This window comes from Burkholderia sp. YHN3-13, from assembly GCF_055810675.1.
This window is the reverse complement of the sequence record NZ_JBVVNQ010000005.1, coordinates 83335-99142: the sequence shown is the minus strand read 5'-3', so window position 1 is coordinate 99142 and position 15808 is coordinate 83335. Positions and strand designations below refer to the sequence as shown.

Below are 15808 nucleotides of genomic sequence, written 5' to 3'. Positions count from 1 at the left end.
TCGTCACACGAAGCGGGCACGCTGAACCCTTTACTCAAATGCGCTTCGTTCCCAGGAGATAGACATGTCCCAATATCAAGACGACATCAAGGCAGTGGCTGGCTTGAAGGAGAACCACGGCAGCGCGTGGAACGCCATCAGTCCCGAGTATGCCGCCCGCATGCGTGCCCAGAACAAGTTCAAGACCGGCCTGGACATCGCGAAGTACACCGCGAAGATCATGCGCGCCGACATGGCCGCGTACGATGCCGACCCGGCCAAGTACACGCAGTCGCTGGGCTGCTGGCACGGTTTCATCGGCCAGCAGAAGATGATCTCCATCAAGAAGCACTTCAACAGCACCGAACGCCGCTACCTGTATCTGTCGGGCTGGATGGTCGCCGCGCTGCGCTCGGAGTTCGGCCCGCTGCCGGACCAGTCGATGCACGAAAAGACCTCGGTCAGCGCGCTGATCCGCGAGCTGTACACGTTCCTGCGCCAGGCCGACGCCCGTGAGCTGGGCGGCCTGTTCCGCGAGCTGGATGCGGCGAAGGACGCGACTGCCAAGGCCGCGATCCAGGAAAAGATCGACAACCACGTGACGCACGTCGTGCCGATCATCGCCGACATCGACGCGGGCTTCGGCAACGCGGAAGCGACCTACCTGCTGGCCAAGCAGTTCATCGAAGCCGGCGCCTGCTGCATCCAGATCGAAAACCAGGTGTCCGACGAGAAGCAGTGCGGCCACCAGGACGGCAAGGTCACGGTGCCGCATGAGGATTTCCTCGCGAAGATCCGCGCGATCCGCTACGCGTTCCTGGAACTGGGCGTGGACGACGGCGTCATCGTCGCGCGTACCGACTCGCTGGGCGCCGGCCTGACCAAGCAGATCGCCGTGACGACCACGCCGGGCGACCTGGGCGACCAATACAATGCGTTCCTCGATTGCGAAGAGCTGTCGGCGGATCAACTGGGTAACGGCGACGTCGTCATCAAGCGCGACGGCAAGCTGCTGCGTCCGAAGCGCCTGCCGAGCAACCTGTTCCAGTTCCGCGCCGGCACGGGCGAAGCGCGTTGCGTGCTCGATTGCATCACGTCGCTGCAGAACGGCGCCGACCTGCTGTGGATCGAAACCGAAAAACCGCATATCGCGCAGATCGGCGGCATGGTCAGCGAGATCCGCAAGGTGATCCCGAACGCGAAGCTGGTGTACAACAACAGCCCGTCGTTCAACTGGACGCTGAACTTCCGTCAGCAGGCGTACGACGCGATGAAGGCCGAAGGCAAGGACGTGTCGGCCTACGACCGTGCGCAGCTGATGAGCGTCGAGTACGACGAGACCGAACTGGCCAAGCTCGCCGACGAGAAGATCCGCACGTTCCAGGCCGACGCGTCGCGTGAAGCCGGCATCTTCCATCACCTGATCACGCTGCCGACGTACCACACGGCCGCACTGTCGACCGACAACCTGGCCAAGGAATACTTCGGCGACCAGGGCATGCTCGGCTACGTGGCCGGCGTGCAGCGCAAGGAAATCCGCCAGGGCATCGCCTGCGTGAAGCATCAGAACATGTCCGGTTCGGACATCGGCGACGACCACAAGGAATACTTCAGCGGCGAAGCGGCGCTGAAGGCGGCAGGCAAGGACAACACGATGAACCAGTTCTCGTAATCGCCGGTCCCGCAGCACGACGCCAGCCCTTCGGGGCTGGCTTTTTTTTATTCGCTCGATTCCCGCGCCTTGGCCGCGCACGGCCTTCAAGACGTACTGGCTCGTCCACTACATCGATCTGGTCGAAATCGACGAAGCGTCCGCAGCTGTCCATCATGTCAGCCACGTTGCGCTGGAACGGCGACGTTCCGCACGTAGCGGAAATTGTCCGGCGTATCGATCGCGACGCGCGCGTGATGACCGTGCCACACGTCGCGAACGTGCCGCTGCAGCGTGTCGGCTTGCCGGACGAAATCGCGCGCGACGCTGTTCCTCGCGCGTGATGACGTGTCGTATCGCAACGGCGCCGGACTGGCCGTCGACGACGGGATGGCGGCGGGCGCGTATTACCCCGGATTGCCGGGCGCGCCGTTTTGAGCAGGGGCGTGCGCCGGGCATTCGACCGGGATGTTTGTGTGCGCAACCTAATTCAGGGTTTGCCTGAGTAGCGAAAACGCGAATTCGCCGGGCCTGCATGCGCGTTTTTCATGTGCGCGGCCAGCGGGCCATTTGTTCCGTTTTCACCAAACCCTTGCCCGACGGACGTTTCGTGCGATTCGTCCCCGGCCGCGCTCGGACCGGCGCAGCCGACATGACCTGCCGGCAACGCATGTACCCGCGCATCGTCACAATTGTTTCTTGTTGCAACGCAACGCCCGCCCAATATCGGCGATGGTATGCTGACCGGCATGGAAGTTGTAAGGCAGGTTGCATGCATGGCGAAACTCGCGTTCGCATCTTCTAACGAGACATCACATCCTCTCGCCCGCCTCGCGGCATCGACACGCGCCCCGCGCGCGTGCTCCGCGTCGCGCGTTGCTGCGACCTGCGCGCCGATCGCATCCCCCATCTCGCAGGCTCGCCCGCATCCCCCATCCTCGCCCAATAATCTGGAGACATTTCCATGTCGCAAAACACCATGGCCGAAGCGACGCACGGGCCGCTGATCGCTCCACCGGCTTTCGTCAAACATCGCAAGCTGATCGACTGGGTGTCGCGCATCGCGGCGCTCACGGAGCCCGAACGCGTCGTGTGGTGTGACGGTTCGCAGGAAGAATACGACGCGCTGTGCCAGGCGATGGTCGACCAGGGCACGCTCACGCGCCTGAACCCGGCGAAGCGCCCGAACTCGTATCTCGCGCAGTCGGATCCGTCGGACGTTGCGCGCGTCGAGGATCGCACGTTCATCTGCGCGGCCTCGCGCGACGACGTCGGCCCGACCAACAACTGGATCGAGCCGGCCGAAATGCGCGAGACGCTCAACGGGCTGTTCCGCGGCTCGATGCGCGGCCGCACGCTGTACGTCGTGCCGTTCTCGATGGGCCCGCTCGGCTCGCCGATCGCGCACGTCGGCGTCGAACTGTCCGACAGCCCGTACGTGGCGGTGAACATGCGGATCATGACGCGCATGGGCCGCGACGTATACGACGTGCTCGGCGAGGACGGCGAATTCGTGCCGTGCGTGCACAGCGTCGGTCATCCGCTCGAAGCGGGCCAGCAGGATGTGCCGTGGCCGTGCAACCCGGTCAAGTACATCGTGCATTTCCCGGAAACGCGCGAAATCTGGAGCTTCGGCTCGGGCTACGGCGGCAACGCGCTGCTCGGCAAGAAATGCTTCGCATTGCGCATCGCGTCGACGATGGGCCGCGACCAGGGCTGGCTCGCGGAACACATGCTGATCCTCGGCGTGACGTCGCCGGCCGGCAGGAAGTATCACGTCGCGGCCGCATTCCCGTCCGCGTGCGGCAAGACCAACTTCGCGATGCTGATTCCGCCGCAGGGCTTCAACGGCTGGAAGGTCACGACGATCGGCGACGACATCGCGTGGCTGAAGCCCGGCCGCGACGGCCGCCTGTATGCGATCAATCCGGAAGCCGGCTTCTTCGGCGTCGCGCCGGGCACCGGCGTGAAGACGAATCCGAACGCGATCGCGACGCTGACGAAGAACGTGATCTTCACGAACGTCGCGCTGACGGAGGACGGCGATGTGTGGTGGGAAGGGCTGACCGATACGCCGCCCGCGAAGCTGACCGACTGGCAGGGCAATCCGTGGACGCCGGAGATCGGCAAGGAGACGGGCCGCAAGGCCGCGCATCCGAATTCGCGCTTCACGGCGCCGGCCGCGCAGTGCCCGTCGATCGACGACGACTGGGAGAACCCGGCCGGCGTACCGATCGACGCGTTCATCTTCGGTGGCCGACGCTCGACCACGGTGCCCCTCGTGACCGAGGCGCGCGACTGGATCGAAGGTGTGTACATGGCCGCGACGATGGGCTCGGAGACGACCGCCGCCGCGGTCGGCCAGCAGGGCATCGTGCGTCGCGATCCGTTCGCGATGCTGCCGTTCTGCGGCTACAACGTCAGCGATTATTTCGCGCACTGGCTCAAGCTCGGCAAGCAGCTCGAAGCCGCGGGCGCCACGTTGCCGAAGATCTACTGCGTGAACTGGTTCCGCAAGGACGCGAACGGCAAGTTCGTGTGGCCGGGCTTCGGCGAAAACATGCGCGTGCTGAAGTGGATGCTCGATCGTCTCGAAGGCACGGGCGGCGGAGGCGAGCACGCGTTCGGCGTCTCGCCGGCGTATGAAGACCTGCATTGGGACGGCCTCGATTTCACGCGCGAACAGTTCGACGCGGTGACGTCGATGAACGCGGACGAATGGCGCGAGGAACTGAAGCTGCATGCGGCGCTGTTCGACACGCTGAAGCTGCGTTTGCCCGCTGAAATGACCGACACGATGAAGAAGATCGAGGCGCGCCTCGGCGTGTAACGATCCGGATCGTCGTATCGACGTACCAGCGCTGACGTCCCGCCGCCGGCATGCCTCGCCGGCGGCGGGACGTTTTTGCATCCGCGTCGCTTGCTGCGCGCTGCAATGCGCGACGACTTCGTCGACCGCGCGTTGCACGTCGCCGCGCCCCGTGTAGATCGCGACATCGGGCAACCGCGGATGCTCGCGGTCGAGCGGGGTACGTCCCGCGGGTTGCCGGCTCTGTGAACGATCGCCGCGAAACAGTCGGCGACGCCCACGTTCTCGTCGCAGACTATCGCCAGCCTTCAGCCGAGGTCGAGCGCGTTCGTCAGGTCGCCCGGCGGCGTCGCGCCGCGTGCGGCGAACGCGTTGTTGCGCAGGACCACGCCGTCGAGCGGTGCGAGCCCGTGCACGCGGCTGATGAAACGCAGGATCGAGTTTGTGTCGTACAGCGTGTGATCGACGAAGCCCTGCTTCGCGAACGGCGAGATCACGAGCGCCGGAATCCGCGAACCGGGGCCCCAGCGGTCGCCGACCGGCGGCGCGACATGATCCCACCAGCCGCCGTTCTCGTCGTGCGTCATCACGATCACCGTGTTTTCCCATTGCGGACCGCGCCGGATATGGTCGATCACGGTCGCGATGTGACGGTCGCCCGATTCGATGTCCGCGTAACCCGCATGCATGTTCAGGTTGCCTTGCGGCTTGTAGAACGTGACGGCCGGCAGGCGGCCCGCGTCGATGTCGGCGATGAAGTGATTGGTCGACGGATCGTCGCCGAGCCCCGCGTCGCGCAGATGCCGGCGGCGGGCTTCGGTGCCCGGCGCATAGTTCGCGAAGTAGTTGAACGGCTGGTGGTGGTACTGGAAATCGGGCACGGTGCCCGTGTCGCGATGCTCGAGCGCGTACTGCCACGCGCCGCTGTACCACGCCCAGTCGACGTTCTTCTCCGACAGGCGGTCGCCGATCGTCGCATAGCCCTGCGGCGGCATCACGCGATGGTCGGCCGGGTCCGCATACGCGGCGTTGCCCGGGTCGGGCGGCGGCACGTAGCTCGGCTGGTACGGCGGCGCCATCGTGTTCACGCCGTAGCCGTCCGGCGTCAGCGGGCCGTCGGCCGCGAACTTCGGCGGGCCGTCGAGCGCGGACGCGGGCGAATCGTCGGCGAGCTTCAGGCGCGTGCCGGCCGGATCGTCGCCTTCGACCTTCGACAGCAGTTTTGCCGCATGCGGGTGCTTGTGCGCGTCCGGATACAGCGGCGGCTGCGCGGAGATCAGGAACATGTGGTTCATCCACGAACCGCCGAAGGCCGCCATGAAGAAGTTGTCGCACAGCGTGTATTGCCGCGCCAGATTCCACAGCCGCAACGAATCGGCCGAGTTGCGGTAATGACCCATCACGAGGCCGCCCGAATCGGCCCACGCGGCGAACTGGTTGTTGCGGCCGGCCGCGATCTGCATCTGGTTCTGGTAGAAACGGTGCCACAGGTCGCGCGTGATCACGCCGTTCGGCAGCGGCCGGCCCTGCGCGTCGGCGATCCGGAACGGCGCGTTCGGCAGCCGGTCGATGTCGCGCTCGGCGATCGCATAGCGCTTGCCGTCCACTTCCTGCGCCTGCGGCACGAGCCCGCCCCAGATCTTCGGCAGCACCGGCAGCGGCGTCTTGCCGTCGCGATCGAGCTGCTGCGCGTGTTCGGGCCGCACGTCGCCGAGCGGGTACTGGACGCCGGGGAAATCGCCGTACAGGTTCGCGAAGCTGCGGTTTTCCGCGTAGATCACGACGATGTGGCGCACGCGCTGACGCAACGCCTCGTCGATGCGCAGGTCGGCGGCCGAACGCGGCGCGGTGCCCGCGGTGGTTTCGCAGCCGCCGAGCGCGACACCGGCGCCGAGCGCGGCGAGGCCGCCGAGCAAGCGGCGGCGGTCGGGGTCGGCGGGAAGGTCGTCGGGGCGATCGGGGGTATCGGTCACGTCGTGGGCTCCTCGATTGGGCGGGTGGGCGGTGTCGTTCTATGCGCGGCGGCGTCGCTCGGGCTGCCGCGATGCGTGACGGGAGGCAATTGCCGGTCGTGGCGCGGAAAGCGCGGGTGACCGAATTGTCATAAAAATGTCACGAATGCGACTATACCGCGCCGAGTGCCGCGAATGAAAGCCGTTTGTCGGACGCGTCGACGCGCGCGGCAGGCGATGCGGGACGCCCGCGCGCGAGCTAGACTGGATTCAGGGGCGGCGCGTCGTGGCGCGGCGTGCCGCCCGGGTGACGATCGCCCGGCGGCGCCGGCCGACGGCGTCGTCGCGGCGTCGTCGATCCGATGCAGCGAGGCGACCCAGCGAGGCGATGATGGTGCGAATGGCCGTCGTGTTCGCACGGCTGCCGATGCCGCGTGCCGGTTGCGCGCGCGTGTCCGCGTGAGCGATCGCCGCGCAACGCACGAGGCCGGCCCGATGTCATGGACAGGAAATTCGACTATCCGGGATTGCTGATCGCGGCGGGCTTCTTCGTGCTGTTCGCTGCGCAGTTGCTGATGCTGCATCCGGCGTCGGCGCCGATTGCATACAGCGATTTCCACAAGCTCGTCGCCGCGCGGCTCGTCGACGATCTCGAGGTCGGCCCCGCGTCGATCTCGGGCACGCTGAAGATGCCGCGGGCCGGCGCGATGCTGCCGGCATCCGAAGCCGCGGCCGTGCAGCAGGCCGGCGCGCCGTGGCGCTTCACGACCAACCGCGTGACCGACGAGCACCTGACCGACACGCTGACCGCCGCCGGCATCCGCTATCACGGCACGCCCGACACGGGCTGGATCGCCGCGCTCGCGTCTTGGCTGCTGCCGCTCGTGCTGCTCGTGTTCGTGTGGAACATGATGCTGCGCAGGCGCGGCGGGCTGCAGGACTTCACGGGGATGGGCAAGAGCCGCGCGCGCGTGTACGTGCAGCAGGAAACCGGCATCACGTTCGACGATATCGCGGGCATCGACGAGGCGAAGGCCGAGCTGCAGCAGCTCGTCGCGTTCCTGCGCAATCCCGATCGCTACCAGCGGCTCGGCGGCAAGATCCCGAAGGGCGTGCTGATCGTCGGCGCGCCGGGCACGGGCAAGACGCTGCTTGCGCGCGCGGTGGCCGGCGAGGCGGCCGTGCCGTTCTTCTCGATCAGCGGGTCGGCATTCGTCGAGATGTTCGTCGGCGTGGGCGCGGCGCGCGTGCGCGACCTGTTCGAGCAGGCGCAGCAGAAGGCGCCGTGCATCGTATTCGTCGACGAGCTCGATGCGCTCGGCAAGGTGCGCGGCGTCGGCCCGATGTCGGGCAACGACGAGCGCGAGCAGACGCTCAACCAGCTGCTCGTCGAGATGGACGGCTTCCAGGCAGGCTCGGGCGTGATCATCATGGCCGCGACGAACCGCCCCGAGATCCTCGATCCCGCGCTGCTGCGGCCGGGCCGCTTCGATCGCCACATCGCGATCGACCGGCCCGACGTGAACGGCCGCCGGCAGATTCTCGGCGTGCACGTGAAGCGCGTGAAGCTCGCGGCCGACGTCGACCTCGGCGAACTCGCGTCGCGCACGCCGGGCTTCGTCGGCGCCGATCTCGCGAACGTCGTCAACGAGGCCGCGCTGCACGCGGCCGAACTCGGCAAGCCGGCAATCGGCATGGCCGATTTCGACGAGGCGATCGACCGCGCGCTGACCGGACTCGAGCGCAAGAGCCGCGTGATGAACGCGCAGGAGAAGCTGACCATCGCGTATCACGAAGCCGGTCATGCGCTCGTCGCGGAAAGCCGCGCGCATTGCGACCCGGTGAAGAAGGTGTCGATCATTCCGCGCGGTGTCGCCGCGCTGGGCTACACGCAGCAAGTGCCGACCGAGGATCGCTACGTGCTGCGTCGGAGCGAGCTGCTCGACCGGATCGACGCGCTGCTCGGCGGGCGTGTCGCGGAAGAGCTCGTGTTCGGCGATGTCTCGACCGGCGCGCAGAACGATCTCGAACGCGCGACCGCGATGGCACGCCACATGGTCATGCAGTACGGGATGAGCGAGAAGATCGGGCTCGCGACGTTCGACGACGGCGAGGCGCGCCAGGGCATGCCCGGTGCGTGGCAGACAGGCGCGGGTCGCTGCAGCGAGCATACGGCACGGATGATCGACGACGAGGTGCGCATGTTGCTGGCCGACGCACATGCGCGGGTGGTCGCGACGCTCGGCGAGCGCCGCGACGCGCTCGAGCGTATCGCGCGACGGCTGCTGCAATGCGAGGTGCTCGAGCGCGACGCGCTGCAGGCGCTGATCGACGGGCGCAGCGAACCGCCGCCGCCGGCAGCGGCGCCCGACGGCACCGCCGGACCGCGCGGCGATGCGCTCGCGCCGGAGCAGGCGTCGGCGGTCGAGCGCGATTTCGTCGCGTGCGGGCCGCCGCGCGAACACGAACGCTGAATGCGCGTCGCGGGCCCGCGAACGGTGCATGCCGCTGCGGCGATGCGCCGGCCTTCCTGTTCCCCTTTCCAGACACGGAGCCGCCATGAGCGAGGCGCACGTATCGGTCGATGTCGCGCAGCAGGCGCGCTTTTGCTTCGAAGTCAGGTTTGCCGGCACGACGCTGTTGCCGGTGCTCACCGACGAGCCGCCCCCGCTCGGCGACGGGCGCGGGCCGAACCCGGTCCGGCTGCTGGCCACGGCGGTCGCGAGCTGTCTCGCGGCGAGCCTGCTGTTCGCGCTGAACAAGCAGCACGTCGACCCGCAGCCGATTGCCGCGCATATCGACGTCGCCATGGTGCGGAACGAAGCAGGGCGCGTGCGCGTGGGCGCGATGAACGTGCGGCTGTCGATCGGCAGGACATGGGCCGATCTCGCGGCGGCGACGCGCGAGCTCGATCAGTTCGATGCGTATTGCGTGGTGACCGAGCGCATGCGCGCGGGCATTCCGATTTCGGTCGACGTGTGCGACGCGAACGGTACGACGCTGGAATGCGCGGCGACCAAGGCGTGACGGTGTGTCAGTGCGTCACGATTCGGTCGCGGCCGCGACTTCGGCCGCTTCGGCGAGCGCGTCGAGAAAGCGGGTGCGCCACCAGTGCACGTCGGTCTGGCGCACGATCGCCATCAGCGCCGAGTGACGCTGGCGGCGCTCTTCGAGCGGCATCGTGAGCGCGCGCTGGATCGCCTGCGCGGTGCCTTGCGTGTCGTACGGATTGACGAGCAGCGCCGGCTTCAGCTGCTCGGCCGCGCCGGCGAAGCGCGACAGCACGAGCACGCCCGGATCGGTTGCGTCCTGTGCGGCGAGGAACTCCTTCGCGACGAGGTTCATGCCGTCGCGCAGCGGCGTGACGAGCGCGACGCGGCTCGCGCGATAGAGGCCCGGCAGGCGCTTGCGCGCAACCGTGCGGTGAATGTAGCGCATCGGCATCCATTCGAGTTCGCCGTAGTCGCCGTTGATCGCGCCGCACAGGCTGTCCATTTCGCGCCGCAGGTCGTCGTAGGCGCCGAGATTCTCGCGGCTCGGCGCGGCGATCTGGATCAGCGTCGCGCGATCGCGGTTCTCCGGATATCGTTCGAGCAACTGGCGGAACGCATGCACGCGCTGCGGCAATCCCTTCGTGTAATCGAGCCGGTCGACGCCGACGAGCAACTGGCGGCGCGAATATTCGTCGCGCATCCGGTCGAACATGTCGAGGCCGTCGCGATCGCGTGCGAGCGATTCGAATTCGTCGACGTTGATGCCGATCGGGAATGCCCCGGCCGACAACGTGCGGCCGAACGCGCGCAGGCGGCCGTCCGGCAGCCGCGCGGCACCGGCTTCCGCTTCGACGTAATGCTCGAAGTGCAGCAGATCCGATTCGGTCTGGAAGCCGACGAGGTCGTACGCGAACAGCGAGCGCATCAGCCATTCGTGTTCCGGGATCGCGGCCATGATCGGCGGCGGCGGCATCGGGATGTGCAGGAAGAAGCCGATCGGATTCGTGCAGCCCATCGCGCGCAGCTCGGCCGCGAGCGGAATCAGCTGGTAGTCGTGGACCCAGATGGTGTCGTCGGGCCGCAGCAGCGTGCGCAGCTTGCGCGCGAACAACTGGTTCACGCGCCGGTAACCGTCGGCGAAGCGCCGGTCGAACTGCGCGAGATCGAGCCGGTAGTGAAACACCGGCCACAGCACGTTGTTCGAGTAGCCGAGGTAGTAAGCGTCGTAATCCTGCGGATCGAGATCGATCGTCGCGAGCTGGATGCCGCCGACGTTCTGGATCTGCACGTCGTCGCCGTGCGCCGGCTGATCCTCGTCGCCGCGTAGCCTGCCGCTCCAGCCGAACCATACGCCGCCGGTTTCCTGCAGGCTGTCTTTCACGGCGACGGCGAGGCCGCCGGCCGCGGCTTTACGGGGATCTGCGATGCGATTGGATACGACGACGAGTCGGCTCACCAGCTCTCCTGACGATTGTTGGGGGAAAGGTTCGTGCGGCCGAGGCGCGAGAAGCTGACGCCGCCATCGACGCGCCGTGCGCGATGCGATGGGGCCGCAGTGCGATCGGGCGGGAGTCAGGGCATGCGATTCGCCGTCCGGTCGAGGGTGCTCTTTTTAGGATACTCGTCATTCGCTCGTTTTAAAAGTCTCCATCGACGAGCGGCGCGGGAGGCAATGCAGCGCGATTTCCATGATGGCGGAATGGCCATGCGCACCAGGCGGGCGGGATCGAAACTTGCGCGACACGGCCCGTGCGGCGCGCGTCATGCCATGCGGAGCGTCCGTCCGCATGCGTGCCGTGAACGCGCGGCGCGGACCGGCGACGCGCGAAACGGCGTGCGCGTCGTCGTCTCCCGGGCGGATCGGCTATACGGCGGGTTACACGGCGGCCGGTTGCCAGTGACGCATGTCGGCCTCGTGCGCATGTACGCCGTGCGACGTCACATGCGCACCGGACGGCACCCGGAATGCGGCGACCGTTTCGGACAGTTCGCGGCCCTGCGCCTCGAGCGACTTCGATGCGGCCGCGGCCTGCTCGACGAGCGCCGCGTTCTGCTGCGTCGTCTCGTCCATCTGCGTGATCGTCAGGTTCACCTGGTCGATGCCGCGGCTCTGCTCGGCCGAGGCGGCCGCGATCTCGCCCATGATGTCCGTCACGCGCGCGACGGCCTGCGTGACGTCGGACATCGTCTTGCCGGCTTCGCCCGCGAGCGCCGAGCCGTCCTGGATCGTCTGCACCGACGCGGAGATCAGCTCCTTGATTTCCTTCGCTGCCGTCGACGAGCGTTGCGCGAGACTGCGCACCTCGCTCGCGACGACCGCGAAGCCGCGCCCCTGTTCGCCCGCGCGTGCGGCTTCGACAGCCGCGTTCAGCGCAAGGATGTTGGTCTGGAAGGCGATGCCCTCGATGATGCCCGTGATGTCGGCGATCTTCGACGAGCTTTGGCCGATTTCCGTCATCGTGTCGACCACGCGGCCGACCACCGAACTGCCGCGCTGAGCGACGTCCGATGCATTCGCGGCGAGCGTGCTTGCCTGTTGCGCATTCTCCGCGTTCAGCCGCACCGTCGACGTGAATTCCTCCATCGTCGCGGCGGTTTCCTGCAGCGACGCGGCCTGTTCCTCGGTGCGCTGGCTCAGGTCGAGGTTGCCCGACGCGATCTCGCTCACCGCGTGCGCGATGCTGTTCGACGAATCGCGCACGCGCCCGACGATGCCGATCAGCCGCTCGTTCATCGTTCGCAGCGCGTCGAGCAGGTCGCGCGTTTCGTCGTTGCCGCTGACCTCGATGCGGCTGCCGAGATCGCCGTTCGCGACCGTGCGTGCGACGTCCACCGCCGAGCCGATCGGCAGCGTGATCTTGCGCGTGAGCCACAGACCGCCGGCCACGGCGACCGCAACCGCGATCAGGCAGATGCCGGCCAGCAGGTTGCGCTCCATCGCGTAGCGGTCCGCGAACTGCTGCGCGAGCGCGAGTTCGCGTTCATGCGTATAGGTTGCATACGCATCGGTCGCGCGCACCAGCTGCGCGAGCAGCGGGCGGCAGTTGTCGTCGATGTCGGCGGTCGCCTCGTCCTTCTTGCCGGCCTGCGCGAGCCCGACGATGCGCAGCGCGACGGGCCCGTAATTGCCCTCGATGCGCACGATGTCGCCCACCAGTTCGCGTGCGCGATCGGAGGTATCGGTTGCGTTCGCCATCATGTCCTTGAGCTTCGCGAGACGTTCCTGGACGTCCTTGTGCGCCTGGTTCACTTCGGCGAGTTCGGCTTCGACGTCCGACGGCTTGGTCACGAGCACGAGGTTACGCGCGGCGATCGCGCGACGGTCGACCGCGGTGCGGATTTGCGCGGACAGGTTCGCCCGCGCGCTGATGCCGTTCATGTAGCGGGAGAACTCGGCGTTCGTATCGGACAGTGCCTTGAGGGCCATGCCCGACACGATCACGACGACCGCGGCGAGCAGGCCGAAGCCGCCAAGGAGTTTTGTCTTGATGCTCATTCTGGCGATTTTCACGTTGTGCCCCTGCGTGAGTAGTTGGCAAATGGAATTTATTGTTCGACCAGATACGGGCTCGTGCCGGCATTAACGGGTATACCGGATGATTCTTTACCCTTCGAAAACCCTGATATTCGTTTTTTTAGCGCTGGAAGCGTTGTCCGGAGGGGATTCTTGATCCAGATCAAAAAAACGCGGATCGCCCGTGATTCAAGGGTTTATACATGGAATTTGAAACCGGTTTTATTGGTGAAACAAGAAACTTCTATTTTATTTGCAATCGTCTGACGATTTTGATTCGATTTACGGGTGAATAACGGAATTTCGTTTTAGGAAAATCGGGGAGAGCGCCGATCCGGGTGTGCGTCGCTTGATTGGCGCAATGGACGGGTGAACGGAAACGGGCGCGCCCTGCAGACGCGCCGGAGCGGCCCGCGGCGGACGCCGCGAGCCTTGGGAGGGTCAGAACGTGGTGCGCAATCCGGCCATCACGCTGCGCCCGCCTTCGGGCGCGAAGCCGCGCACGACCGACGTCGAATAGCGGATGTCCTGGTTCGTCAGGTTGTCGCCGCGCAGGTACGCGAGCCAGTGCGTCGGGCCGACGCGGAACTTGTAGGTCAGCATCACGCCGAGCGAGGTATAGCCGTCCGTCGAAAAATCGTTGTCCGGCACGCGATGCTGCGACCACGCGTGCGTGACCTGCGCGCGCGCGCCGAACGGCCCGTAGCCGTAGTCGGCCGCGAGCGTCGCGCGCAGCGGTGCGATGCGCGGCAGCGGCTGGCCCGTGTCGACGTTGCGCGCGTGGGTGTAGTCGGCCGTCAGTTCGAGGTCGACCGTGTGGCCGCGCCGCGAGAACGCGCGCCACTTGCCGTCCAGCTCGACGCCGTAGAACTCGGCGCGCACGCCGCGATAGATCGCCTCGTTGAGCGAGCCGTCGGTGCCGGGCGCGACGGGGTCGCCGTCGTCGTCCACGACGCGGCCGGTGTTGTACTCGGTCAGGTAGTTCGAGAAGCGGTTGTAGAACACGCCGACACTGCCGCGGTTCGGGCCGCTCGCGTAGCGCAGCGACAGGTCGGTCGACACGGCTTTTTCCTTCGACGCATTCGGGTTGCCGATCAGGAACTGGCCGGTCGCATCGTGCGGGCCGTTCGAATACAGCTCGTAGAAGGTCGGCGCGCGTTCGGTGTACGCGACGTTGGCCGCGACCGACCATACCGGCGTCAGCGAGAACAGCGCGCCGGCGGACAGGCTGCCCGCGTTGAAGTCGCGCGGTTGCGCGCCCGCGAATTTCTCGACGCCGGCCGGATCGGGATCGACCTTCACGTGCTCGAAGCGCCCGCCGAGGCTCAGCTTCAGCGCGGGGACGACCTGCCATTCCTCGAGGCCGAACAGCGCGACGCTGTTGGTGCGCGTGGACGGCACGAGCATTTCGTCGCCGAGCGCGGAGAACGTGTTCTGGCCGAACTGCACGCCGATCGCGCCTTCGAACGGGCCGATCTTGCGATGCCGCGCCTCGATGCGCGCCTCGTAGCCGCGATTGCGGAAGGTGGTCGCCGTCTCGCCGTTGTCGACTTCCTTGTGGCGATAGTCGGTGTACGCGAAATCGAACTTCAGCTTCGTAAACGGCCCGCTCAGGTTGCGCACCTCGGATGCGAGCGCCAGGCGTTCCTGGCGCATGCGCAGCCGCACGTCGCTTTCCGCGACGGAACCGTAGTTCGATTCGTAGCCGCTATAGGACAGGCCCGCGAAGCCGTCGGCCCACGTGTACGACGCGCCGACCGCGCCGCCGTGCACGCGGCCGTCGCTGTTCGGCACGCTGCCTTCCGGCTGCGGCGTGTCGGGGCCGTCGATCGCGCGTTGCTGGCTGCTGCGCGCGTAGCCGGGAATCCGCAGCTTGCTGGTTTCTCGGTCGAACGCGTCGACGTGGAACGCGAAGCGGCCGTTGCCGCCTTCGACTTGCGCGGCGCCCGCGCGCACGGAATTCGCGCCGCCGTAGCGCGCGTCGAGCGCACCCGTCACGCCCTGGATCGCTTCGCGCGGAATGCGGTTGTCGATCGTGTTAACGACGCCGCCCACCGCGTTGCCGCCGTACAGGAGCGCGGCCGGGCCGCGCACGATTTCGACGCGTTCGATCGACAGCGGATCCTGCGGCACCGCATGGTCGTACGACAGCGACGACGCATCGTAGGCCGCGACGCCGTTCTGCAGCAGCCGGATCCGGTCGCCGTCCATCCCGCGGATGATCGGGCGGCCGACCATCGGGCCGTAAGTCGTGGTCGACACGCCGGGCAGCCCGTTGAGCGTTTCGCCGAGCGAATCGGCCTGGCGGCGCGTCAGCGCATCGCCGGAAAGCTGGACGGTGGGCGCGATCAGTTCGGTGTCGCCGAGCGGGTTCGCGGTCACGAAGATCGGCGCGAGCGGGGCGGCGGCGGGCGTGCCGGACGAAGCGGGCGCATCGGTCTGCGCGTGGGCGACGGCGGCGAACACCATCAGCGACAGGGACGAGAGCGGGCGAAGCGGTAAGCGAGGGAGGTCGCGCATGGTCGGTGAATCGGTTGGAATCGGATCGGATAACGAGCGATGCGGATCACGGCTGGATACGATATATTGTTGCGTCAATGACGCGCAGTGACCCGTTGAAACATGGCTCGACGAGGCCCGGTCGCTCAACGCCGGATGGCGTCGGGCGGACGAGTTCGCGAAATGATATGTTATATCATTACAAAATCCAAGCTGAACGGCTGTCGTCGCGGGGCTTCAGCCCGATCGCCGGGAGGGCGGCGGCGAGCGGGCGGTGTCCGCCACTGCGAGCCTCGTCCCCGCTGCGACCGTGGCGAATCCGCGCCGGTCGACGCATCCGTCCCGATGCGTTGACCCGTATCAACGTGCTCCGACGCCGAAACCGGATACTGGGTCGCTCATCGACCAGAC

Annotated in this window: 9 protein-coding genes; 5 read left to right on the top strand and 4 right to left on the bottom strand. The window is 66.9% G+C overall.

Features of this window, described 5'->3' with window-relative positions:
• Positions 1-64: 64 nt before the first annotated feature.
• The 3 genes from AC0KUR_RS14435 to AC0KUR_RS14425 all read left to right on the top strand — a co-directional run bounded on the left by AC0KUR_RS14435 (position 65) and on the right by AC0KUR_RS14425 (position 4460).
• Complete coding sequence (locus AC0KUR_RS14435; RefSeq protein ID WP_034191313.1) at positions 65-1651, top strand: isocitrate lyase; 1587 nt, start codon at positions 65-67, stop codon at positions 1649-1651.
• A gap of 155 nt (positions 1652-1806) precedes the next feature.
• A complete protein-coding gene (locus tag AC0KUR_RS14430) occupies positions 1807-1974 on the top strand; it encodes a hypothetical protein (protein ID WP_226193956.1) in 168 nt (55 codons plus the stop codon).
• Between the two features lie 620 nt (positions 1975-2594).
• A complete protein-coding gene (locus tag AC0KUR_RS14425; RefSeq protein WP_059556571.1) occupies positions 2595-4460 on the top strand; it encodes a phosphoenolpyruvate carboxykinase (GTP) in 1866 nt (621 codons plus the stop codon).
• Positions 4461-4747: 287 nt separating this feature from the next.
• Here the strand turns inward: AC0KUR_RS14425 and AC0KUR_RS14420 are convergent, their stop codons facing one another.
• The gene (locus AC0KUR_RS14420) at positions 4748-6412 is read right to left on the bottom strand and encodes an acid phosphatase (RefSeq protein WP_069704732.1); all 1665 of its coding nucleotides are present in this window, start codon (positions 6410-6412) and stop codon (positions 4748-4750) included.
• 479 nt (positions 6413-6891) lie between these two features.
• On the opposite strand from AC0KUR_RS14420, the gene ftsH reads away from it, so the two are divergent.
• Together ftsH and AC0KUR_RS14410 are read left to right on the top strand one after the other, a co-directional pair.
• Positions 6892-8865: an ATP-dependent zinc metalloprotease FtsH gene (ftsH, locus tag AC0KUR_RS14415; RefSeq protein WP_226227483.1), complete on the top strand. Its 1974-nt coding sequence runs from the start codon at positions 6892-6894 to the stop codon at positions 8863-8865.
• 85 nt (positions 8866-8950) lie between these two features.
• On the top strand, positions 8951-9418 hold the full coding sequence (locus tag AC0KUR_RS14410; RefSeq protein WP_301740963.1) for an OsmC family protein: 468 nt from the start codon (positions 8951-8953) through the stop codon (positions 9416-9418).
• Positions 9419-9433: 15 nt separating this feature from the next.
• On the opposite strand, the gene otsA is transcribed toward AC0KUR_RS14410, so the two are convergent.
• The 3 genes from otsA to AC0KUR_RS14395 form a co-directional block, all read right to left on the bottom strand.
• A complete protein-coding gene (otsA, locus tag AC0KUR_RS14405; RefSeq protein ID WP_034191319.1) occupies positions 9434-10840 on the bottom strand; it encodes an alpha,alpha-trehalose-phosphate synthase (UDP-forming) in 1407 nt (468 codons plus the stop codon).
• Positions 10841-11260: 420 nt separating this feature from the next.
• Positions 11261-12880, bottom strand: coding sequence for a methyl-accepting chemotaxis protein (locus tag AC0KUR_RS14400; RefSeq protein WP_473376075.1), 1620 nt, complete (start codon positions 12878-12880; stop codon positions 11261-11263).
• A 459-nt stretch (positions 12881-13339) separates the two neighbouring features.
• The gene (locus AC0KUR_RS14395) at positions 13340-15418 is read right to left on the bottom strand and encodes a TonB-dependent receptor (RefSeq protein ID WP_226227486.1); all 2079 of its coding nucleotides are present in this window, start codon (positions 15416-15418) and stop codon (positions 13340-13342) included.
• Positions 15419-15808 lie beyond the last annotated feature (390 nt).

What these genes read in the sequence shown, in the direction of transcription:
- AC0KUR_RS14435 (WP_034191313.1), top strand. Translation starts at nt 65, where the DNA reads ATGTCCCAATATCAAGACGACATCAAGGCAGTGGCTGGCTTGAAGGAG.
- AC0KUR_RS14430 (WP_226193956.1), top strand. Translation starts at nt 1,807, where the DNA reads ATGTCAGCCACGTTGCGCTGGAACGGCGACGTTCCGCACGTAGCGGAA.
- AC0KUR_RS14425 (WP_059556571.1), top strand. Translation starts at nt 2,595, where the DNA reads ATGTCGCAAAACACCATGGCCGAAGCGACGCACGGGCCGCTGATCGCT.
- ftsH (WP_226227483.1), top strand. Translation starts at nt 6,892, where the DNA reads ATGGACAGGAAATTCGACTATCCGGGATTGCTGATCGCGGCGGGCTTC.
- AC0KUR_RS14410 (WP_301740963.1), top strand. Translation starts at nt 8,951, where the DNA reads ATGAGCGAGGCGCACGTATCGGTCGATGTCGCGCAGCAGGCGCGCTTT.
- AC0KUR_RS14400 (WP_473376075.1), bottom strand. Translation starts at nt 12,880, where the DNA reads ATGAGCATCAAGACAAAACTCCTTGGCGGCTTCGGCCTGCTCGCCGCG.
- AC0KUR_RS14395 (WP_226227486.1), bottom strand. Translation starts at nt 15,418, where the DNA reads ATGCGCGACCTCCCTCGCTTACCGCTTCGCCCGCTCTCGTCCCTGTCG.